The organism is Pseudomonas sp. WS 5010 (assembly GCF_012985565.1).
Lineage (GTDB): Bacteria > Pseudomonadota > Gammaproteobacteria > Pseudomonadales > Pseudomonadaceae > Aquipseudomonas.
Genome location: NZ_JAAQWQ010000001.1, coordinates 22,986 through 43,778 on the forward strand (window position 1 = coordinate 22,986; position 20,793 = coordinate 43,778).

Consider the following 20,793-nt stretch of genomic DNA (forward strand, 5'->3'; position numbering starts at 1 on the left):
CCGGGGGCTTAGAGCTTGAAGTCACCAGCAGATACCAACTCGCTCAACGGCCGGCGGGGGCTTGGGGCTTCCCGGGCCTGTAGGTAGTCGGCCAGGGTCGCCTTGTCCCCCAGCTTGCCCACCGCAACTGCCGCATGCAGCGCATAACCCTCGGGGATCTTCAGTTCCTTGCGGGTCAGCTCTTGGTCGAAGCCGGCCATGCCGTGGGTATGCCAGCCGCTGATGCTGGCTTGCAGCGCCAGGTGGCCCCAGGCCGAGCCGGTGTCAAAGGTGTGCCACAGCGCCGGGGTTTCTTCGCTGGCGCCGGGCACTGCGAAAGTGGTTTTCGACACCACGATCACCAGTGCGGAGGCATGTTGCGCCCAGCCACGGTTGAATTCATTGAGCAGGCCCAGGTAACGCTGCCAGTGCGGCGTATCGCGACGGGCATAGAGAAACCGCCAAGGCTGCGAGTTGTAGGCCGAAGGCGCCCAGCGCGCAGCTTCGAAGAAGCTCAGCAGGGTTTCCTCCGGAATGCTTTCCCCGGTAAACGCACGCGGCGACCAACGCTCGGTGAACTGCGGGTGGATCGGGTAATCGGCAACGCGTGGCTCAGTGCTCATAAGCGGATCCTGGTGAAAAAAACGGCCCTCAAAGCTACTGCGCCGCCGCGCGCCTGACAAGTCTTGCCCTACCGGCAGTCGTAAGCGCTTGGCCCCAGGGGGCTTGGGCACTAGACTGGCGGCCTTTTCACCTACCGATACTGATGTAGAGCCATGGCCGCCAAAGTCGAACCTTTCTGGATACGCAAAACCCTTGAGCACCTCGACCAGGAGGAATGGGAGTCGCTGTGCGACGGCTGTGGCCTGTGCTGCCTGCAAAAGCTTGAAGATGAAGACGACAACAGCGTCTATTACACGCGCATCGCCTGCAAATTGCTGGACCTGAAAACCTGCCAGTGCACCGACTACCCTAACCGTCGGGACTCGGTGCCCGATTGCATCCAGCTCACGCCGGGCCAGGCCGATCAGTTCAAATGGCTGCCGCCGACCTGTGGCTATCGCCTGGTCAGTGAGCGCAAGGACTTGCCGCTATGGCACCACCTGGTCTGCGGTGATCGCGACGCCGTGCACCACGAACGCATTTCCCAGTCCGGCCGCATGCTCAGCGAAGGCAGCGTGCCCGAGGACGATTGGGAGGATTACCTGATTTTTCGCGCAGGCTGAAAAGGAGAGCGTATGACGGTCCAAGCCAGGCTGGCGGCAAGCCTGCTGTTGCTGGGGTTGAGCACGTCGGCATGGTCGGCGAAAAAAGTCGACCTCGACTATCACGTCAAACTATTACCCCAGAGCGATCAGGCCGAGGTGCGCCTGAGCCTGTCCGAGGGCTCGGCGGTGCGCAGCCTGAACTTCGACCTGGGGCGCGAAGGTGACTACAGCGACTTCAAGGCCGACGGCCAGTGGCAGGTCACGCCCGATACGGGCGCCCGGCGTGGCCTGTGGCAGCCGGGCGCGGACAAGGCCAGCCTGACCTACCGCGTGCGCCTGAGCCATGCGCGCAAGCCCGGCATCTATGAATCGCGCATGACCCCCAGCTGGGCGTTGTTTCGTGGTGAAGACCTGGTGCCTGCGGCCCGGCTTGACCAGCAGGACGGCGTGGAGTTGGTGTCGCGGCTGACCTTCGAGCTACCGCCAGGATGGAAAAGCGTCGAGACCCCCTGGCCGCGGATCGGCAAGCACAAGTTCCGTATCGACAACGTGTCCCGTCTGTTCGACCGGCCTACGGGCTGGATGCTCGCCGGTAACCTGGGCAGCCGCCGGGTACGCCTGGGCGAAACTGAAATCACCGTGACCTCGCCCAAGGGCCAGGCCATGCGCCGCATGGACGTGTTGACGTTGCTGACATTCGTTTGGCCCCAGGTGCAAGCAGCGTTTCCCCGGCATCCGGCCAAACTGCTGGTCGTGGGGGCCAGTGATCCGATGCGCCGTGGCGCGTTTTCCGGGCGCGATTCGGTGTACCTCAATAGCCGCACGCCGCTGGTCAGCGAAAATGGCAGTAGCCCGTTGATTCGCGAAGTGGTGCAGGCCATCGGCCGGTTCAACGACCATCAGGGCAGCGATTGGATCAGCGAAGGGCTTGCCGAGTATTACTCCATTGAACTGCTACGCCGTGCGGGTGGCATCAGCGACGAGCGTTATGAGGCAATACAGGCGCGCTTGAGCAAGGACGGCAAGGGTGTGACGACCTTGCGCGGCGAGCACGTCAGCGGCGCCACGGTGGCGCGGGCGGTGGTGGTGTTGCAGGAACTGGATCGCGAAATCCGCCTGAAAACCCACAACAAGCGCTCCCTGGATGACCTGACGCAGGCGCTGATGCGCCTGGACAGCATCACGACCAGGGAGTTTGTGCAGTTGGCCGAAAGCGTGATTGGCGAATCCTCGGTGGTGCTCGACAGCAAACTGCTGCGCTGAACCTCAATGGTGCAAACACAGCTTGTGTAGGCACTGGGTTTGTGTGGGAGCTGGCTTGCCTGCGATAGCATCACCTCGGTCTGACTAAAAGACCGAGCCGCACGCATCGCAGGCAAGCCAGCTCCCACACAAGTTGCGTCACGGGGTGGTTTTTTCGGCAGCCACTTGCGCGCGGGTCTTGAGGTTTTTCAGTTCTTCGCCGGCGCGTTCGATTTTAGTGCGTACGCTGTTCATATCCTGGCGGCTTTTTTCCAGCAGCGACTTGGCCGAGCTATGCCCGCTGATCCCGCGTGCCAAGGCCACACCGCCAATCGCCACTTGGATCAGGCCAAAGAAGCCGCCCCGGCGAATGCCCTTGCCCATCATCACCACGCCACCGGCCAAGGAGCCAATGCGCTCCCAGCCTTGGACATTCTGGGTCGGCTGGGTTTGGAACGGCGTCGATTCAATTACAGGGTTGAGGGTTTTGCTGTCGCTCATGGTCTGTCTCCAACAAAGGGCCATTGATATGCAACTGACTGCCGGCAGTTCGTGGATGTTCCCGCCAAATCAGTACTTGGGGCCCGAACGGGTGTTATTGCCCTTGGCCAGGCGATCGTAGAGCACCACGTTGACCGTGGCCGCGAGGTTCATGCAACCGGTGGTCGGGATGTAGATCACGTCTTCGCACCAGTCGCGGATCTCTTTGTCGAGGGATCCGTCTTCGGGGCCGAAGATATACAGCGCGCGATCCGGGTGGGTGTATTCGGGCAGCGGGCGGGCGCCGTCCACCAGCTCGACGGCGACCGGGATGCAGCCCAGGGGCAGGATCTTTTTCAGGTCGTCGATACCGATCAGCGGGATATCGTGGTGGACCTTCTTGGTATCGGTAATAAAGTCCCGGGCCCGCTCATAGCGTTTACCGGTGTAGAACACCGAAGCCACGCCATAGCAGCCGGCGGCGCGCATAACCGAACCGACGTTTTCGGGGGATTTGGGGTTGTACAGACCGATGCAGCTGTAGCGTTTATTGCCCACGGGAGAGGGTGCCTTCGAGAAAAACCGCAATTATACGGGGATTGCTCGAGCAGCGGTCGCTATAGAAATGGCGTGTTTGGGTGATTGTCATCGCAGCATCGCCGCGATGACGTCGTAACGTTCAGCGACGACCGTCAGTCGTCCTTCTTCATCAACCCCGCCAACGCCGCAAACGGGTTGTGCGTGGCCTTGGCAATGGTCGGGCTGCTGGTGGAGCCTTCGCCGAAATACTGCTGGTCGGTGTAGCGCGAGTGTTCGTTGTCGTGGCAGTACAGGCACAGCAATTCCCAGTTGGAACCGTCCTGGGGATTGTCGTCATGGTTGTGGTTGCGGTGGTGCACGGTCAATTCGCTGAGGCGCTTGCCGGCAAATTCACGGGCGCAGCGGCCACATACGTGGGGGTACATTTTCAGGGCTTTGTCGCGGTAGCCCATTTCCCGGTCGCGCTGGGCATCGGCGAGGATACGGTCCAGCTTGGCGGTGTGGGAGGGCGGGTTGCTTGAGCTCATCATGGCTCCTGTTTTTAGTGGATCACGGATGGCGTTGATTCTAGCTGCTCGCGGAGCAATAAGCCCTTGGCTTTTTCAGTCCGGGTGCCGGGCGGCGATTGGCCGGCTTGGGGCGCACTAACAATGGCTGGCCAGCGCTGTGTTTGAATACCGTTGGGAAGTTAAATAAGGCCAACGTTAGTTTTAGCTGAGAAAGTGTTGGACTAACTTTGCCAAGTTCTTTAATGTGGCGTCTCTTGGCCCACTGCCGCTGTTGTGTGGTGGTGTCAGGTTCTCAATAAGCCAGGTCTTGCCTGGCGACCGTTAGTTTCCCGTGCAATCGGGTTTTCCCATCACGATATCAGCCCCCGCGGCTGGCGTTGTGGCGTTTCAAATCAGAGGCGCTCGTGCAGAGCGTACTGCTGCCAATCACCGAAGTCGGGTTGGTTGAAGAGTTTGATCAGCGTCTTGCCAATAATAAAAAATCGACGAGTTACCCTGTGCTTATAAATTCATGACTCTGGAATTCTATTCTGTGTGAGTTGTAAGTTTGTGGTGCGCGTTAATAAGTTTTGATGTTCGTCTCGCTTACATTCAACTGCCAGCTTCAATTCAATACATGCAATTTGTTGTAGAGGCTGTTGTGTCTAAAGGTGTTGTTCTGGCGGTTTCCGCGTCCTTGCTGTTTGGTGTGCTGTATTTCTTTACTTCTCTTCTTGAGCCTTTGGACGGCCAGCAGATATTTGGCTGGCGAATCCTTATTTCGTTGCCCTTCATGACGCTGTTGCTGTGCCTGTCCGGGGATTGGAAATGGGTGCCGCTGATCTACCAGCGCTTGCGCGACAAGCCGGTGTTGTTGCCTTGCGTGGTGCTGACCAGCGCGTTGGTGGGTGTGCAGTTGTGGATCTTCATGTGGGCGCCGCTCAACGGCCATGGCCTGGACGTTTCCCTGGGTTACTTCCTGTTGCCGCTGACCATGGTTATCACCGGGCGTATCGTTTATGGCGAACGCCTTTCCCATCTGCAAAAGATTGCCGCCGTGTTGGCCGCAGTGGGCGTGGGCAATGAGTTGTACCGCACGGGCGGGTTTTCCTGGACCACCCTGGTGGTGTGTGTTGGTTACCCGCTGTATTTCGTCCTGCGCCGGCGCTGTGGCACCGACAACCTGGGCGGATTGTGGCTGGACATGATGCTGATGATCCCCGTGGCGCTGTGGTTCATCCTCGGCGGCCAACCCATTGGCGAAACGCTGGCGCAGCGCCCGGCGTTGTACTGGCTGGTGCCAGTGATGGGCCTGGTCAGCGCGGCGGCAGGCTATTGCTACATCCTGGCCAGCCGCCTGTTGCCCTTCAGCCTGTTCGGCCTGCTCAGTTACGCTGAGCCGGTGTTGCTGGTGGCGGTGTCGTTGATGCTGGGCGACAGCCTCAAGCCGGGCCAGTGGATGACCTACCTGCCCATCTGGCTGGCGGTGGTGGTGTTGGTACTGGAAGGCTTGCGGCACCTGAGTCGACTGCGTCGCTCGATCTGAGCGGCGCGCCGTTCAGCCCTTGAGTTTCTCGGCAATCCAGATGGTATGCCGGGTGCCCTTGTTGCCATGGGCAAACACTTGCACTTCCTCGGCCTTGAAGCCGGCCTTGCGCAGTTTGTCGCTGAACTGCTTGTCGGCGCTGGCCGACCACACGGCCAGCACGCCCTTGGGGCGCAGGGCCTTGGCACAGGCGCTGAGGCCACCGGCGGAGTACAGCCAGCTGTTGGCTTTCTGCGTCAGGCCTTCGGGGCCGTTGTCGACGTCGAGCATGATTGCATCAAAGCCCTGGGGCTCGGCTTGCAGCACCTTGGCCACGTCTTCCAGGCGGATTACCGTGCGCGGGTCCAGCAGCGGGTTGCCGGATTTTTCCCCGAGCGGGCCGCGATTCCACTCCACGACGCCCGGTACCAATTCAGCCACCACCACTTCGGCCGTCTTGCCCAGGTGCTTGAGCGCCGAGGCCAGGGTGAACCCCATGCCCAGGCCGCCAATCAATACCCGTGAACCAGGGCGGCCGGCGACCTTGCGACAGGGGATTTCGGCCAGGGCATCTTCGGAGCCGTGCATGCGCGTGTTCATCAATTGCCCGCCGTCACCGCCCTGGATCTTGATCACAAAATCCTCGCCGTACTCGAACAGGCACAGGGCGCCGCCGTTATCGGGGATCGGGGTGGTGTCGAGCAGCACGAAACGTTTCATGGAAATCTCATTGGGAAGGGCATTCTTGCGCGGTTGGGAGTAGCCTTGGGACTGGTTAACAGTCAGGCCATGGAGCCATCGATGAAGTGCAGCATTCTAGCGGTCATTGTAGGGAGTGTGCTCACATTGGGTGCCGCACATGCCCAGCAGTTGCAACCCGTGCCGAACACGCCGGCGACCACCACGGGGGCGCCGGGCACTGCCACGCCGACCCCCTATCCGCAAGTCACGCCGCCAACGGCGCCCAAGCCACAAGGTAGCGGGGCGCCGTTGTTGCCGCCGATTGAAATGCCCAAGCCGCCCAAGGACCAGACCTTGCCTGGCTTGCAGCAAAACGACAGCAAGCCCAAGGCGGCGGGTTCTTAAACCAGCCCCAGGGCCTTGAACACAAAGGCGTATTCCAGGGCCACGTCACGCAAGCCCTGGTAACGCCCGCTCATGCCGCCATGGCCGGCGCCCAGTTCGGTCTTGAGCAGCAGCAGGTTGTCGTCGGTCTTGGTGGCGCGCAGCTTGGCCACCCACTTGGCGGCTTCCCAGTACTGCACGCGGCTGTCGTTATAGCCGGCGATCACCAGCATCGCCGGGTAGGCCTGGGCGCTGACATTTTCGTACGGCGCATAGGCCTTGATCCGCTCGTACACTTCGGGTTCCTGAGGGTTGCCCCATTCGTCATATTCGGTGACGGTCAGTGGCAGGTCCGGGTCGAGCATGGTGTTGAGCACATCGACAAAGGGCACTTCGGCAATTGCTGCCTGGAACAGCTCCGGGCGCTGGTTGAGCACGGCACCGATCAACAGCCCGCCGGCGCTGCCGCCGCTGATGGCCAGTTGCTTGGAGGTGGTCAGGCCCTCGGCGATCAAGTGTTCGGCGCAGGCAATAAAATCGCTGAAAGTGTTTTGCTTGTGCTCCTGCTTGCCGGCGCGGTACCAGGCTTCGCCCAATTCGCCGCCCCCGCGCACATGGGCAATGGCAAACGCCACGCCGCGGTCCAGCAGGCTCAGGCGCGCATGGGAAAACCACGGGTCGAGGCTCGAGCCGTAGGCGCCGTAGCCGTACAGGTACAGTGGCGTCGGCTGGCCCACCTGGTCACGCTTGACCACCAGGCTGATCGGCACCTGGGTGCCATCGGCAGAGGTAGCCCACAGCCGCTGGCTGACATAATCGTCAGCATTGAACACGCCCAGTACCGGGGTTTGCTTGAGCACGTGCTGCGCGCCGCTGGCCAGCTCCAATTGGCGGACCTGGGCCGGACGATTGAGTGCTTCATAGCGCAGACGGATTTTGTCGCTGTCGAATTCCAGGCTGTTTTGCACATACAGGCTGTAGGCCGCGTCCGGCAGTTCCACGCGATAAGTCGGCAGGCCTTGTGGGTGCACGTCGATCACCGGCAGGCCGCCAATGCGCAGGCTCAGGGTCATGGCCCGGGCATTGAGCGTCACACCATCGAGCATCACCGCGTCATCGTGGGCAATCAGGTTGTGCCACTGGTCTTCGGTGGGCACGCCGCCGGTGTCGGCCGCCTGGAATAGCGCAAAGTTGATGCCATCGCGGTTGCTGCGGATAAACCAGGTCCATTGGTCGTCCAGCTTGCCGTGATCGACATCGTATTCATGGCCTTCAACCCGTGGCGCCAGGCAGGCAAACGCCTGTTGCGGCTGCTCGGCGTCCAGGGCCCAGATTTCACTGGTGGTCTTGCTGCCCAGGGACAGCAGCAATTGGCGCTCGGAACTGGAGCGGTAGCAATGCAGGAAGAAGCGGCCGTCGGGCTCGTGGAACACTTCTTCGGCAGCGGTACCGTCCAGGCGGTAGCGATACAGCTTGTGCGGGCGATGGGTGTCGTCCAGTTCGCCGAAGAACAGCGTCAGGCTGTCGTTGGCCCAGGTCATGCTGCCATCGCAGTCTTCGAAGGCCAGTTCACTGACCTTACCCGAAGACAATTCCTTCACGTACAGGGTGTAGATCTCTTCGCCATTGGTATCCAGGCTGTAGGCCAGGCGCTTGTGGTCCGGGCTGATGCTGAAGGCGCCGAGGGAGAAAAAGCCGCCATTGGCCAGCACATTTGGGTCCAGCAGCAGTTCTTCGGCGTTTTCATCGATCTGCTGGCTGTCGTCGGCCGGGCGCGGGCAGCGGTAATGGCGCGCGTATTCGTCACCGGCGGTGGTGCGCGTGTAATACAGGTACGGGCCCCAGGGCGAGGGCAGTGACAGGTCGGTCTCGAGGATACGGCCCTTGATCTCCTGGAACAGGCTTTCGCGCAACGCTTTCTGGTCCTCAAGCTGCGCCTCTTGCCAGGCATTTTCGGCCTTGAGGTAGTCGAGCACCTCGCTGTTGTCGCGTTCCTGCAACCAGGCATACGGGTCCTGGCCTGAGTCCTGGCGGGCAATCGGGGCGGCAGCGGCGTGGGTCGATGAAGGCATGGATCACTCTCTGTCTGGTGGCGGGCCGACGGCATTGCAGCCGTGGCACTCAAAAGCCGTTATCATACGGGCCTGTTTGCCTACCTTGCCATGGACACCATGACCGAGAACGACTATCTGACCGCTTGGGGCCTCTACGCCTTCGCCGCTTTGGGCTGCCTGCTGGTGTGGTTTCGCCTGACCCGCTGGATCTGGCGCTGGCTGCGCGAACCGCTGCGGTTGCTGATGGCGGTGCTGCTGTTGAGCCCGACCATTGTCGACCCGGTCAAGGAGCAATTCGCTCCGGCCGTGGCCATCACCGCCCTGGATCTGTTGCTCAAAGTGGGCAATAACGCCTGGCGGGCGGTGTCCGATTTGCTGATGTACGCCATGATCGCCTTTGGCCTGTACCTGGTCTTTGTGCTGATTCGCTGGCCCATCGAGCGTGCCGCCAAGGCCCGGCGTGAGCAGAAGGCCGCCGCTGCAGCAGCGGTCGCGGCCGAGCCTGAGGACGACGAACCCTATGGCCGTGCGCCGGCCCCGGTCAGTGGTATGCGGGTCGAGCCGCGTCTTTAACGTTGTAAGCCCTGCATCGAGAGTCCTGGCATGTGTGAATTATTGGGCATGAGTGCCAACGTACCGACCGATATTGTGTTCAGCTTCACCGGGCTGATGCAGCGCGGTGGGCGCACCGGGCCACACCGCGATGGCTGGGGCATTGCCTTCTATGAGGGCCGTGGCCTGCGGCTGTTCCAGGACCCGGCGGCCAGCAGCGAGTCGGAAGTGGCCCTGCTGGTGCAGCGTTATCCGATCAAAAGTGAAGTGGTGATTGGTCATATCCGCCAAGCCAACGTCGGCAAGGTGAGCCTGTCCAACACCCATCCGTTCGTGCGCGAACTGTGGGGGCGCAACTGGTGTTTCGCCCATAATGGCCAACTCGCCGACTTCACGCCCCAGGCCACGTTCTACCGCCCGGTGGGAGATACCGACAGCGAAGCGGCGTTCTGCGACCTGCTCAACCGCATCCGCGAGGCGTTTCCAGAACCGGTGGATATCGAGCAAGTGCTGCCGGACCTGATCGCGGCCTGCGCCGAATACCGCAGCAAGGGCGTGTTCAACTGCCTGCTCAGTGATGGTGATTGGTTGTTCTGCTACTGCTCGACCAAGCTGGCGCAGATCACCCGCCGTGCGCCGTTTGGCCCTGCACGGTTGAAAGATGTCGACGTGATCGTCGATTTTCAGGCTGAAACCACGCCAAACGATGTGGTGACGGTGATTGCCACCGAACCCTTGACCGAAAACGAGACCTGGACCCGCTACGAACCGGGCCAGTGGAGCCTGTGGCGGCGCGGCGAATGCGTGCGCCAGGGCACAACCGCATAAGGACGTCGATTATGTTGCTCAGCTATCTGCGCCTGGTGTTGTTTGCCATCGGTTTGTTGGTCGGGGTGCAAGTCCCGGGGTTTATCAACGACTACGCCAAGCGGGTCGAGGCCCACCTGATCGAAGCCCAGACCGGTTTGCGCGGTTTTGAAAGCACTGCCCAGCAGTTCTTCAATGGCGATTTGCAAGCATTGGTGGCACATTACCGTGCCAGCGATGACCCGGTGTTCCGCAGCGATGCCAACAGCCTCGGCACTTTGCTCGATCGCCAGGTGGCGTTGGACAAGCAATTCCAGGCCATGCAGGGGCCGTGGTACATCCGCGCCTTGCAGGTGGCGGTGGCCGCCGACCCGGATATCCGCCGGGAAACCTGGAATGGCTACAGCTACCAGATCCTCCTGACCCCCGAAGCCATGGGCTGGGGCCTGGGTGGGGCGATGCTGCTGTCGTTCGGCCTGGAGTGCCTGTTCCGCCTGATCGACTGGGTGGTGCTGGGCGGCAAGCGCTTGCGCCAGAGCCGGCCGATTGAAGAGCGGGACCTCAAGGGCCTGTAACTACGCCACAAATCCCAAGGTTGCAGTGGGTTTGTGTGGGAGCTGTCTTGCCTGCGATGGCGTCACCCCGGTACAGCTTATGTAGCGAGGTGCTTGCATCGCAGGCAAGCCAACTCCCACAGGTTTAATCGGGTGTCCTCAGCGGGTTTGGTTGGTTGAGCACCATGCGCTCTTCACCCACTTCCTTGGCATACCGCGCCACTACGCTCTGGCACAACGCCACAATCTCTTCCACCAACTCCACCCCCACCCGCCACGACACCACCACCTGCAGGTTCGGCAAGCGCTGCGCCATCGGCAGCACGAGCAACTCGCCCCGCGCCAATTCTTCGCTGACCAGCACCGGCGGCAACGCGCCGATACCGAAGCCGTCGCGTAGCAGGCGGGTGATGGCCGACACCGAGTTCACGCAGTTCATGCGCGGCGCCGCCACGCCATGGGCCTGCATCAGGCTCAACACGTCCTGGTGGGGATGGGAGTTTTTCGAGTAGGTAATAATCCGTTCCTGGGCCAGTTCGGCGAGGGAGGCGTAGTCGCGGTTGTAGATCGAGTGGCTGGCGACGATCCAGCCCATGGGGTGGCTGGCCAGTTCCAGGCTGCGCACCGACTCCTGACGCATCAGGTCGGTTTGCAGGATCACGTCGAGGAAGCCTTTTTGCAGCTGATCGCAGAGATTCAGCGCCGTATCGGCGACCAATTCGATCTCAACCAAGGGGAAGTGGTCCATCAGTTCGGTCACCAACGGGCTGAGCCAGGTGTGGATCACCGTGTCCATTGCGCCGATGCGGATGCGTCCGACCTTGCTGCTGGTGGTTTCCAGCGATTGCTTGAGCCCCTGCATGGTGACCATCATCTGTTCGGCATAATCGAGCACCTTCATCCCGTCCGGGGTCAGGCTTACGCCACGCGAGTCTCGCAAAAACAGCTTCACCCCCAGCTCGCTTTCCAGCACTGCAATGCGGCTGGAGATCGAGGCCTGGGTGGTGAACAGCTTCTCTGCGGTGAGCCGGAAGCTCTTGAGCCGGGCCACCCAGACGAAGGTTTCGAGGAACTTCAAATTCATGGGATCAACTTTTTCTTATGCATGGATCGGTTTTTATTAGTTGGACGCAGCAGGGGCTGCGCGCCAAAAATCGGGCAGTCTCACGATAAGCGTCGTCGGGGCTCAGGACAACATCGTTGCGGGATCTTGGTAAAAGATCCCACACTACAAAAAAATAAAGCCTACAGGAGTCTTCAGTGTGAGCCGCCTGCTACTGAACTGCGACATCGGCGAAAGTTTTGGCGCCTGGACCATGGGTCTGGATGCCGAGGTCATGCCATTCATTGATTGCGCCAATATCGCCTGCGGTTTCCACGCCGGCGACCCGAGCATCATGCGCAAGACCGTCGCCCTGGCGTTGCAGCATGGCGTGCAGATAGGTGCGCACCCGGCATATCAGGACCTGGCAGGCTTCGGCCGCCGCTCCATGGCCTATGCGCCCCAGGAACTCCAGGACCTGTTGCATTACCAGATCGGTGCCCTCGACGGTATCTGCCGGGCCCAGGGTGGCCGGGTCAGCTACGTCAAACCCCATGGCGCGATGTACAACGACATGATGGCCAAGCCTGCGCAACTGCGCGCAGTGATCCAGGCCGTGGCGGCGTACGACGCCAGCCTGCCGTTGATGCTGATGGCCACCCGTGACAACAGCGCCGCCCAGGCCCTGGGGGATGAATATGGCGTGACCCTGTGGTTCGAAGCCTTCGCCGACCGCGCCTACGACAACGCCGGGCACCTGGTCTCGCGCCAGTTACCGGGCGCGGTGCATCACGATGCGCAGGTCATCCTTGAGCAGGCCTTGACCATTGCCCGTGGCCAAACCCTGGTCGCCAGCGATGGCAGCCCGCTGTTGCTGCAAGCCAACACCCTCTGCGTGCATGGCGATAACGCCAGCTCGGTGGCGGCGGTGCAGCGCATTCGCCAGGCGTTGACGCCAGCATGAAGCCACGGATTGAAGTAGTCGCCATCGACTGTCTGATGGTGCGCCTGTTTGACGTGATCGCCGAAGACAACATGCCCTGGATGCTTGCTGCCACGCGCCGGCTGCGCGAGGGGTTTGGCGCGGCGCTGGTGGATTTGGTGCCTTCCTACACGACGCTGATGGTGCATTACGACCTGCTGGCACTGAGCCCGGCACAGGCCCGGGAACTGATCGAGCACGCCCTGACGGACTTGCAGCCGCAGGCCCAGGGCAGTGGGCAGTGTCATGTATTGCCGGTGTGGTACGACCTGAGCGTCGGCCCTGAGCTGACCTTGCTCGCCCAGCGTAGCGGGCTTGCGGTCAACGAGGTGATTCGCCGCCACAGCCAGCATCACTATCAGGTCTTCGCCCTCGGGTTTGCTCCTGGGTTTGCGTTTATGGGCCTGGTGGAAGAACAGCTTGCCGCGCCGCGCCTGGGCACCCCGCGCAAACGGGTGGCGCCGGGCAGCGTCGGTATTGCCGAGCGCCAGACCGCAGCCTATCCGGTGGAATCTCCTGGTGGCTGGAACCTGATCGGCCGCACCCCGGCCAAACTGTTCGACCGCGAGCGCGACGGCTACAGCCTGATGCAGCCAGGCGACAGCGTGCGTTTCGAAGCTATTGGCCGCGCTGAATTTATCAAGCTGGGTGGCGATGACACGCCCTTGGAGGCCCAGGCATGAGCCGCTTGTTGATCGAGGCCAGCACCGCGCTGTGCCTGTTGCAGGATGCCGGGCGTTTTGGTGTGCGGCACCTGGGCGTGACCCAGGGCGGCGCGCTGGATTGGGTGTCGATGTCCTGGGCCAACTGGCTGCTGGGCAACCCGCTGGATGCGCCGGTGGTGGAAATCACCCTGGGCGGTTTTACCGTGCAGGCCGAGGCGCTGTGCGTGCTGGCCCTGGCCGGTGCGGACCTGGGGGCGTATATCGACGAACGCGCCATCAGCCCTGGCCGCAGTTTCATTCTGCAAAAAGGCCAGCGTCTGCGCTTCACCCAGCCACACCGTGGTGCGCGGGCTTACCTGGCGGCGCCGGGCGGGTTTGACGCGCCCAAGGTGCTGGGCAGTTGTGCCAGCGTCGGGCGCGAAGCCCTGGGCGGGCTTGACGGTTTTGGCCGGGCCCTGGCCGAAGGTGCGGCCCTGGGGTATTCCGGCACCGGCAGTGAGTTGCGGGAGTTGCCGGTTGAGCGGTTGCAAGCTACCGCGCCCCTGGACGTGATCCTCGGCGCGCAGATCGGCCAGTTCAGCGGCCAGAGTCTGTTCGATGCCTTCAATACCGAATGGGCCGTGGACAGCCGCGCCGACCGCATGGGCATGCGCTTGCTGGGCACGCCATTGGCGTATCAGGGGCCGTCGCTGATCTCCGAAGGCATTCCCTTGGGTGCGATCCAGGTACCGCCGGATGGGCAGCCGATTGTATTGCTCAATGATCGCCAGACCATTGGTGGCTATCCGCGGTTGGGGGCGTTGACGCCATTGGCGTTGGCGCGCCTGGCGCAGTGCCTGCCGGGGGAGAAGGTGAGGCTGGCGCCGGTGATGCAGGAGACAGCGCATCGCGAGCATCTGAGCTATTTGCAGCGATTTACGAATCGCTAAAGGCATCGCAGGCAAGCCAGCTCCCACAGTTGAGCGGCGTTCACATCTTTTGATTTGTGAATGCAATTCAACTGTAGGAGCTGGCTTGCCTGCGATAGCTGCGGTGAATTCACCGCCTATTTAGAGAGAAAACGCATCCCTTCTTCAAGCCCGCGCAAGGTCAACGGATACATCTGGTCCTCAATCAAATCCCGCACGATGTTGGTCGACGAGGTATAGCCCCAGGTGTCTTTCGGGTAAGGGTTAATCCAGATCAGCTTCTTGTACTTCTCCATGAACCGCTGCATCCACACATACCCCGGCTCCTCGTTCCAGTGCTCCACGCTGCCACCGGCCTGGGTGATTTCGTAAGGCGCCATGGCCGCGTCGCCGATAAAGATCACCTTATAGTCGGCGCCGTACTTGTGCAGCAGGTCCTGGGTCGAGGTGCGCTCGGAAGTGCGGCGCATGTTGTTCTTCCACACCGACTCATAAATAAAGTTGTGGAAGTAGAAGTACTCCAGGTGCTTGAACTCGGTCTTGCAGGCCGAGAACAGCTCTTCACAAGTCTTGACGTGGGCATCCATCGAGCCGCCGATATCGAACAGCAACAGCAGCTTGACCGTATTGCGCCGCTCCGGACGCATCTGAATATTCAGCAGGCCGGCGTCGCGGGCGGTGTGGTCGATAGTGCCGTCGATATCCAGCTCCTCGGCCGCCCCCTGGCGCGCAAATTTGCGCAGGCGGCGCAGGGCCACCTTGATATTGCGTGTGCCCAGCTCCACCGAGTCATCGAGGTTTTTGTACTCGCGCTGGTCCCAGACCTTGACCGCCTTGCCCTGGCGCTTGCCGGCATCGCCCACGCGAATGCCCTCGGGGTTGAAACCGCCGGAACCGAACGGGCTGGTACCGCCAGTACCGATCCACTTGTTGCCGCCGGCGTGGCGTTCCTTCTGTTCTTCCAGGCGTTTCTTGAACTCTTCGATCAGCTTGTCCAGGCCGCCCAGGGATTGGATCTGCGCGCGCTCTTCATCGCTCAGCGAACGCTCGAACTCCTTGCGCAGCCAGTCTTCGGGAATCAGCGCCTGCAGGTGATCGTCGAGTTTTTCCAGGCCGTTGAAGTAGGCCCCAAAGGCCCGGTCGAACTTGTCGAAATGGCGCTCGTCCTTCACCAGGATCGCCCGGGACAAGTAGTAGAACTCGTCCATGTCGGCGAAGGTCACCCGTTGTTTCAGGGCGTTGATCAGGTCCAACAGCTCACGCACCGAGACCGGCACCTTGGCTGCACGCATTTCATTGAACAGGTTGAGCAGCATGGCAAAAGCCCTTATCGAGTGCCGCGACGGCTCATGAACGCCAGGCGCTCAAGCAGTTGCACATCCTGCTCGTTTTTCACCAGGGCGCCGGCCAGTGGCGGGATGGCCTTGGTCGGATCACGCTCGCGCAGCACCGCCTCGCCAATATTGTCGGCCATCAGCAGCTTGAGCCAGTCCACCAGCTCGGAGGTGGAGGGCTTTTTCTTCAGGCCCGGCACCTTGCGCACGTCGAAGAACACGTCCAGCGCTTCGCTGACCAGGTCTTTCTTTATGTCGGGGTAGTGCACGTCGACGATTTTTTGCAGGGTGGTGCGGTCGGGGAAGGCGATGTAGTGGAAGAAGCAGCGACGCAGGAACGCGTCTGGCAGCTCTTTCTCGTTGTTGGAGGTAATGATGATGATCGGGCGTTTCTTGGCCTTGATGGTCTCGTCGATTTCGTAGACGTAGAACTCCATCTTGTCGAGTTCTTGCAGCAGGTCGTTGGGGAACTCGATATCGGCCTTGTCGATCTCGTCGATCAGCAGGATCACCCGCTCTTCGGACTCGAAAGCCTCCCACAACTTGCCTTTTTTCAGGTAGTTGCGCACGTCATGGACCTTGTCCACACCCAGCTGCGAGTCGCGCAGGCGGCTGACCGCATCGTATTCATACAGGCCCTGGTGCGCCTTGGTGGTGGACTTGATGTGCCAGGTAATCAACCGCGCGCCGAACGATTCGGCCAGTTGTTCGGCGAGCATGGTCTTGCCGGTACCCGGTTCGCCCTTGACCAGCAGCGGGCGCTCCAGCGTGATGGCAGCGTTGACGGCCAATTTCAGGTCATCGGTGGCAACGTAGGCCTGGGTGCCTTCGAACTTCATTTCTCAATCCTCGAACATGACGCCGGTAGTCAGCATGCCTGCGACTATAGCGCGCAGCCCCGGTGACTGTGAACGCAGACGGGTTATTCAGTCTCTGAATGACCAGTCACGCCAGGTTCAATCGGCGCTGGGTTTGGGTTGTTCGTAGCGGGCGTTGAACGCCTGGACGAAACCATTGCGCAAAATCTGCAAAAACGCCTGGAACGCGCTGATATCTTGCTGGTGAACGCTGCCACTGAGCTCGACTCGGGTGGCGAACTGGTTTTTGCTCTGGTTCTTCAGCACGGTTTCGCTGGCGCCGACCACGGCCTCCCAGATCGAGCGGAAAATCCCCTTGTCCTTGTTCTGCACATCCTGTTGCCAGTCGAAGACTTCCACATCCCGCAACAGTGGCTTGATATAGCCGGTCAGTTGGGCTTTCTCGGCCTGGGCCTCGATTACCACGTCGCCGGTGCCGGCATTGAAGTCGAATTTGCCGTAGGCCGAGGCGAAGTCGTTCATGCGCTTGAGCTGGATATCGCGGGCGCGAAAGCGGAACTCGAAGTCTTCAAAGTTGCTCAGCGGGTCGAAAGTCGCGCTGGCTTCCAGCGGCGCATGCCCAAGCAACAGGGCTTTGCCGTCAAAGCGCGCATCGCGCTTGCCTTCGACGTCCACCACATTGGTCAGGTTGTAGAAACTGGCGTTGACCTGGGTGGCCCCGATGTTGACCGGCGGTTTGGAGTTGAAGTTATGGAAGGCAATCTTGCCGTCGTCGATGCGCACTTCGTTGAGGGTGATGGGCAGCAGTTTGCCCAGTTGCGCCCGCCAGTCGGTGCCACGACCGGTCTGGGACGCCTGTTTGTTGGCGCCACCGTCGACGAAGTTGAGCTCTGGCTTGACGAATTGCACTTGGGCCACCACCGCATGGTCGTACCACAAGGAATGCCAGCTCACTGACAGATCAATGACCGGCGCCTTGACGAACGGTACGGGCACCTTGCCGTCGACCTTGACGATCTGCAGGCCATTGATCCGGTACGCGCCGCGCCACAAGGCCAGGTCTACGTCCGTCACTTGGCCACGGTAGTCGCCCATGTCGGCGAGTTTTTCATTGAGGTAGTTGCGCACCAGGTAGGGCAGTGCGATGTCCAGTGCCACCAGCACGACCACCAGCCCGGCGACCGTCCATATCGGCCAACTGTAGCGACGCTTCATGGGTTTTTCCTCCCTGTGTATAGGCGGTTGACTACGCCGGCAGCGGCAACGTTCCTCGACTGGACGCCTTGGAGTACGAGGCATACCCTTGTTGCCTTCATGAAAACTGCCTAAAGGATCCCGCCATGAGCCGCATTTTTGCAGACAACGCGCACTCCATCGGTAACACGCCCCTGGTTCAGATCAACCGTATCGCGCCCCGTGGCGTGACCATCCTGGCCAAGATCGAAGGGCGTAACCCTGGGTATTCGGTGAAGTGCCGGATTGGCGCGAGCATGATCTGGGATGCGGAAAGCAGCGGCAAACTCAAGCCAGGCATGACCATCGTCGAACCGACCTCGGGCAACACGGGGATTGGCCTGGCCTTTGTCGCCGCCGCCCGTGGCTACAAACTGTTGCTGACCATGCCTGCGTCCATGAGTATCGAGCGGCGCAAGGTGCTCAAGGCCCTGGGCGCCGAACTGGTGCTGACCGAGCCGGCCAAGGGCATGAAAGGCGCGATCGAGAAAGCCGGCGAAATCCTCGCCAGCGACCCGGCGACCTATTTCATGCCGGCGCAGTTCGACAACCCGGCCAACCCGGCTATCCATGAGAAAACCACTGGCCCGGAAATCTGGAACGACACCGATGGCGCGGTGGATGTACTGGTGGCGGGCGTCGGCACGGGTGGGACGATCACAGGCGTGTCGCGCTATATCAAGAACACGGCGGGCAAGCCGATCCTCTCGGTGGCGGTGGAGCCCATCAGCTCGCCGGTGATTACCCAGGCGCTGGCCGGTGAAGAAATCAAGCCCAGCCCCCATAAGATCCAGGGCATTGGTGCCGGTTTTGTACCGAAGAACCTCGACCTGTCGATGGTCGACCGGGTGGAGTTGGCCAGTGACGAGGAATCCAAGGCCATGGCCCTGCGCTTGATGCAGGAAGAGGGCATCCTGTGCGGGATCTCCTGTGGCGCGGCGATGGCCGTTGCGGTGCGCCTGGCCGAGAAACCGGAAATGCAGGGCAAGACTATCGTGGTGATCCTGCCGGACTCCGGCGAGCGTTACTTGTCGAGCATGTTGTTCAGCGATCTGTTCACCGACCAGGAAAACCAGGCCTGACCCTGGTAGGTGCCGTTCCAGGGAAATCGGGTTGATCCATATCAGCCCGGTTTTATGCCCCTTATGCATAATTGATTGCTCGCCGCGCGCCCCTTAAAACGGATTGTTGGATGACGCGGGTTTTTCCTCCGGCCCGGAGTGTTTATCATGGCCGGCTGCTATGTCTGGTTTCCCGCTGCCGGGAGGCTATTTCCAGGAGTTGCTGCATGACCTTTTCTTTGGCCGCCAAGCTGTCGGTGCTGTTGCTGTTTATCGGCAGTACGCTCTACGTGCATTTGCGCGGCAAGGCGCGTTTGCCGGTGCTGCGCCAGTTCGTCAACCATTCGGCGCTGTTCGCCCCGTACAACGCGTTGATGTACATCTTCTCGGCTGTACCGTCCAAGCCCTACCTGGATCGCAGCAAGTTCCCGGAACTGGATGTGCTCAAGGACAACTGGGAGGTGATCCGCGAGGAGGCCATGCACCTGTTCGACGAAGGCTATATCCGCGCTGCCGAGAAGAACAACGATGCCGGGTTTGGCTCGTTCTTCAAGAAGGGCTGGAAGCGCTTCTACCTCAAGTGGTACGACAAACCGCTGCCATCGGCCGAGTTGCTGTGCCCCAAGACCGTGGCCCTGGTCAGCAGCATTCCCAACGTCAAGGGCGCCATGTTCGCGCTGTTGCCGGGCGGTAGCCACCTCAACCCCCATCGCGACCCGTTTGCCGGCTCCCTGCGGTATCACTTGGGGTTGTCGACGCCCAACTCCGACGACTGCCGCATTTTCGTCGATGGCCAGGTCTACGCCTGGCGCGATGGCGAAGACGTGATGTTCGACGAAACCTACGTGCACTGGGTGAAGAACGAAACCGAGAAGACCCGGGTGATTTTGTTCTGTGACATCGAGCGGCCACTGAGCAACCGGTTGATGACTCGCGTCAATCGCTGGGTCAGTGCCCAATTGGGCCGCGCAACCGCGCCGCAGAACCTGGATGACGAGCGCGTGGGCGGGATCAACCAGGCCTATGCCTGGAGCAAGAGCTTCAGCGATCGCTTCAGTGGGGTGGTCAAGCAGTGGAAGCGCAAGCACCCCAAAGCCTATCGCATCATGCGGCCGGTGCTGGCGGCGGTGGTGGTTGTGGCGTTGGTGTATTGGTTATTTGGCTGATGGGTTCAAAAAAAACCGCTCGTATGAGCGGTTTTTTTATGACTTTTATTTTTCCGGGTGCCCCGCCAAAAGGCTTGGTTCTTCAACGTTGCCGGCCATGGCCGCGTTTAGAAAGCGGCGCTGATTGGCAGTCAGTACAGTGCTTTTAGGTTCCTGGCGGGCCTTGGACGACGCTTTTCGGGCGACGGGTTTTTTAATAAGTTCTCCCATGCAGCCTCCACAATTGATCATTAATTGAACATGTTTTCGATGCTATTCGTTCTCTACCGCTATCACAAGCCTGCCCCGTGAATCGAAGTCAAAGCCCAGGTTTTGATAGAGGGCAATAGCACCGGGTGCGGGCTCCTGAATTTCTATCCATTGGCTGCCAATGATTCTCGCGTAATGGTCGATGGCAATCATCGTCAGTGAAGCTATGCGGCTTTTCAACGGGTGGGATTTTCCAGGTCTTCCCTCCAGGCGGATGACCTTGATCCGCAATCGGCTTTGATTGGGATTGGCAAAGCACAGCCCACAGAGTTCCTCTTCGTACCAGAGGGACAAATCGAACGCCATCGGTTCACGGCCTTTCCACGTCGCAACCTCGTCCCATGAGAAGTGAGAGTCTGCTGCCCAGTCCTGATAGGCAGCCAATGCATGGCTGTCGATCAATTCAAAACGGACATGGGTTAAGTCGATCTCTGTGCCTTGGGCGGCGGTGTGTTTCAGGTTTTTGTACCACTGTTGAGTCGATGCATTCACAAGGCGTAAGGCTTTTGATCGGTAGAGCTGGTATCGCAAGGGGTCGCGTTTTTTTGGCATTGGCGGTCATGAGTCGAAAGCCTCCTGAAGCGGAGGGCGTTGGGTTTTCCCAAGGCTAGAGGTGGTTTTTCAACATGTCCTTACTGGCCTTTTGGCAAAGCCATTGCAAAGCGTGTCAGCGGCTGGTTATAGTCGGCGCCAGGTGTTTCGCAGCACCTTTCATCCCTTCAAAAAAGATCAGCCCATGCCTGCTTCCCCACGCATAGCGGTAGTCGATTCAGCGGTCAACGCTGCGGTCGTGCCGTGCGGGAATCAGCAGCCTGTGCAGATCAGTCATTACCCCCCACCT

The 20,793-nt window shown here is 60.7% G+C and carries 24 protein-coding genes; 12 read left to right on the forward strand and 12 right to left on the reverse strand.

The annotated features are described in order from the left end of the window. Nucleotides 1–8: 8 nt before the first annotated feature. Entirely contained in the window at nt 9–602 is a 594-nt protein-coding gene (locus HBO11_RS00125; protein WP_169955562.1) for a nitroreductase family protein, read from the reverse strand. A gap of 153 nt (nt 603–755) precedes the next feature. On the opposite strand from HBO11_RS00125, the gene HBO11_RS00130 reads away from it, so the two are divergent. Further along, nucleotides 756–1,205: a YcgN family cysteine cluster protein gene (locus HBO11_RS00130; RefSeq protein WP_029292333.1), complete on the forward strand. Its 450-nt coding sequence runs from the start codon at nt 756–758 to the stop codon at nt 1,203–1,205. 12 nt (nt 1,206–1,217) lie between these two features. Next, on the forward strand, nt 1,218–2,450 hold the full coding sequence (locus HBO11_RS00135; RefSeq protein ID WP_169955563.1) for a hypothetical protein: 1,233 nt from the start codon (nt 1,218–1,220) through the stop codon (nt 2,448–2,450). A 138-nt stretch (nt 2,451–2,588) separates the two neighbouring features. On the opposite strand, the gene HBO11_RS00140 is transcribed toward HBO11_RS00135, so the two are convergent. From HBO11_RS00140 to HBO11_RS00150, 3 genes are all read right to left on the reverse strand, one after another. Then, a complete protein-coding gene (locus HBO11_RS00140) occupies nt 2,589–2,930 on the reverse strand; it encodes a DUF2892 domain-containing protein (protein ID WP_169955564.1) in 342 nt (113 codons plus the stop codon). 69 nt (nt 2,931–2,999) lie between these two features. After that, nucleotides 3,000–3,467 carry an RNA methyltransferase gene (locus tag HBO11_RS00145; RefSeq protein ID WP_032863501.1) on the reverse strand — a complete coding sequence of 156 codons (468 nt, stop codon included), beginning with the start codon at nt 3,465–3,467 and terminating at the stop codon, nt 3,000–3,002. A gap of 134 nt (nt 3,468–3,601) precedes the next feature. Then, nucleotides 3,602–3,976, reverse strand: a complete 375-nt coding sequence (locus HBO11_RS00150; protein ID WP_038448187.1) for a YajD family HNH nuclease — start codon at nt 3,974–3,976, stop codon at nt 3,602–3,604. 622 nt (nt 3,977–4,598) lie between these two features. On the opposite strand from HBO11_RS00150, the gene rarD reads away from it, so the two are divergent. Continuing rightward, nucleotides 4,599–5,483, forward strand: coding sequence for an EamA family transporter RarD (gene rarD / locus HBO11_RS00155; protein ID WP_169955565.1), 885 nt, complete (start codon nt 4,599–4,601; stop codon nt 5,481–5,483). A gap of 12 nt (nt 5,484–5,495) precedes the next feature. On the opposite strand, the gene HBO11_RS00160 is transcribed toward rarD, so the two are convergent. Continuing rightward, nucleotides 5,496–6,182, reverse strand: coding sequence for a hypothetical protein (locus HBO11_RS00160; RefSeq protein WP_169955566.1), 687 nt, complete (start codon nt 6,180–6,182; stop codon nt 5,496–5,498). Between the two features lie 81 nt (nt 6,183–6,263). On the opposite strand from HBO11_RS00160, the gene HBO11_RS00165 reads away from it, so the two are divergent. Continuing rightward, on the forward strand, nt 6,264–6,548 hold the full coding sequence (locus HBO11_RS00165) for a hypothetical protein (RefSeq protein ID WP_169955567.1): 285 nt from the start codon (nt 6,264–6,266) through the stop codon (nt 6,546–6,548). Here HBO11_RS00165 and HBO11_RS00170 read toward each other — a convergent pair. Continuing rightward, the gene (locus tag HBO11_RS00170) at nt 6,545–8,599 is read right to left on the reverse strand and encodes a S9 family peptidase (RefSeq protein WP_169955568.1); all 2,055 of its coding nucleotides are present in this window, start codon (nt 8,597–8,599) and stop codon (nt 6,545–6,547) included. The two genes, HBO11_RS00165 and HBO11_RS00170, sit on opposite strands and share 4 nt — an antisense overlap. A 90-nt stretch (nt 8,600–8,689) precedes the next feature. Here HBO11_RS00170 and HBO11_RS00175 point away from each other — a divergent pair, with 90 nt between their 5' ends. From HBO11_RS00175 to HBO11_RS00185, 3 genes are read left to right on the forward strand one after another with little or no spacing between them, the layout of a single operon-like run. Then, entirely contained in the window at nt 8,690–9,154 is a 465-nt protein-coding gene (locus tag HBO11_RS00175) for an MFS transporter (RefSeq protein WP_225923868.1), read from the forward strand. A gap of 30 nt (nt 9,155–9,184) precedes the next feature. Next, a complete protein-coding gene (locus HBO11_RS00180; RefSeq protein WP_029292340.1) occupies nt 9,185–9,961 on the forward strand; it encodes a class II glutamine amidotransferase in 777 nt (258 codons plus the stop codon). An 11-nt stretch (nt 9,962–9,972) separates the two neighbouring features. Next, entirely contained in the window at nt 9,973–10,515 is a 543-nt protein-coding gene (locus tag HBO11_RS00185) for a DUF2937 family protein (protein WP_016971394.1), read from the forward strand. Between the two features lie 124 nt (nt 10,516–10,639). On the opposite strand, the gene HBO11_RS00190 is transcribed toward HBO11_RS00185, so the two are convergent. Further along, nucleotides 10,640–11,578 carry a LysR family transcriptional regulator gene (locus HBO11_RS00190; RefSeq protein ID WP_169955569.1) on the reverse strand — a complete coding sequence of 313 codons (939 nt, stop codon included), beginning with the start codon at nt 11,576–11,578 and terminating at the stop codon, nt 10,640–10,642. A gap of 178 nt (nt 11,579–11,756) precedes the next feature. Here HBO11_RS00190 and HBO11_RS00195 point away from each other — a divergent pair, with 178 nt between their 5' ends. Genes HBO11_RS00195 through HBO11_RS00205 form a run of 3 tightly spaced genes read left to right on the forward strand, consistent with a single transcriptional unit; the run spans nt 11,757 to nt 14,112 of the window. Beyond that, complete coding sequence (locus tag HBO11_RS00195) at nt 11,757–12,500, forward strand: 5-oxoprolinase subunit PxpA (protein ID WP_169955570.1); 744 nt, start codon at nt 11,757–11,759, stop codon at nt 12,498–12,500. Next, nucleotides 12,497–13,201: an allophanate hydrolase subunit 1 gene (locus HBO11_RS00200; protein WP_169955571.1), complete on the forward strand. Its 705-nt coding sequence runs from the start codon at nt 12,497–12,499 to the stop codon at nt 13,199–13,201. Before HBO11_RS00195 ends, HBO11_RS00200 begins: the two co-directional genes overlap by 4 nt. After that, a complete protein-coding gene (locus HBO11_RS00205) occupies nt 13,198–14,112 on the forward strand; it encodes a biotin-dependent carboxyltransferase family protein (protein ID WP_169955572.1) in 915 nt (304 codons plus the stop codon). The genes HBO11_RS00200 and HBO11_RS00205 overlap by 4 nt, the downstream gene beginning before the upstream one ends. Before the next feature lie 116 nt (nt 14,113–14,228). Here HBO11_RS00205 and HBO11_RS00210 read toward each other — a convergent pair whose 3' ends face one another. The 3 genes from HBO11_RS00210 to HBO11_RS00220 form a co-directional block, all read right to left on the reverse strand. After that, nucleotides 14,229–15,407: a VWA domain-containing protein gene (locus HBO11_RS00210; protein ID WP_057441266.1), complete on the reverse strand. Its 1,179-nt coding sequence runs from the start codon at nt 15,405–15,407 to the stop codon at nt 14,229–14,231. 11 nt (nt 15,408–15,418) lie between these two features. Further along, nucleotides 15,419–16,264 carry a MoxR family ATPase gene (locus tag HBO11_RS00215; RefSeq protein WP_029292347.1) on the reverse strand — a complete coding sequence of 282 codons (846 nt, stop codon included), beginning with the start codon at nt 16,262–16,264 and terminating at the stop codon, nt 15,419–15,421. Between the two features lie 117 nt (nt 16,265–16,381). Beyond that, the gene (locus HBO11_RS00220; protein ID WP_169955573.1) at nt 16,382–17,458 is read right to left on the reverse strand and encodes a DUF748 domain-containing protein; all 1,077 of its coding nucleotides are present in this window, start codon (nt 17,456–17,458) and stop codon (nt 16,382–16,384) included. A gap of 125 nt (nt 17,459–17,583) precedes the next feature. Here HBO11_RS00220 and cysK point away from each other — a divergent pair, with 125 nt between their 5' ends. Together cysK and HBO11_RS00230 are read left to right on the forward strand one after the other, a co-directional pair. Continuing rightward, entirely contained in the window at nt 17,584–18,558 is a 975-nt protein-coding gene (gene cysK / locus HBO11_RS00225) for a cysteine synthase A (protein ID WP_169955574.1), read from the forward strand. Between the two features lie 206 nt (nt 18,559–18,764). Beyond that, on the forward strand, nt 18,765–19,703 hold the full coding sequence (locus tag HBO11_RS00230) for an aspartyl/asparaginyl beta-hydroxylase domain-containing protein (RefSeq protein ID WP_169955575.1): 939 nt from the start codon (nt 18,765–18,767) through the stop codon (nt 19,701–19,703). 45 nt (nt 19,704–19,748) lie between these two features. On the opposite strand, the gene HBO11_RS00235 is transcribed toward HBO11_RS00230, so the two are convergent. Beyond that, a complete protein-coding gene (locus tag HBO11_RS00235) occupies nt 19,749–19,913 on the reverse strand; it encodes a hypothetical protein (RefSeq protein ID WP_170058697.1) in 165 nt (54 codons plus the stop codon). A 42-nt stretch (nt 19,914–19,955) separates the two neighbouring features. Continuing rightward, nucleotides 19,956–20,504 carry a hypothetical protein gene (locus tag HBO11_RS00240; RefSeq protein ID WP_169955576.1) on the reverse strand — a complete coding sequence of 183 codons (549 nt, stop codon included), beginning with the start codon at nt 20,502–20,504 and terminating at the stop codon, nt 19,956–19,958. Between the last annotated feature and the right edge of the window lie 289 nt (nt 20,505–20,793).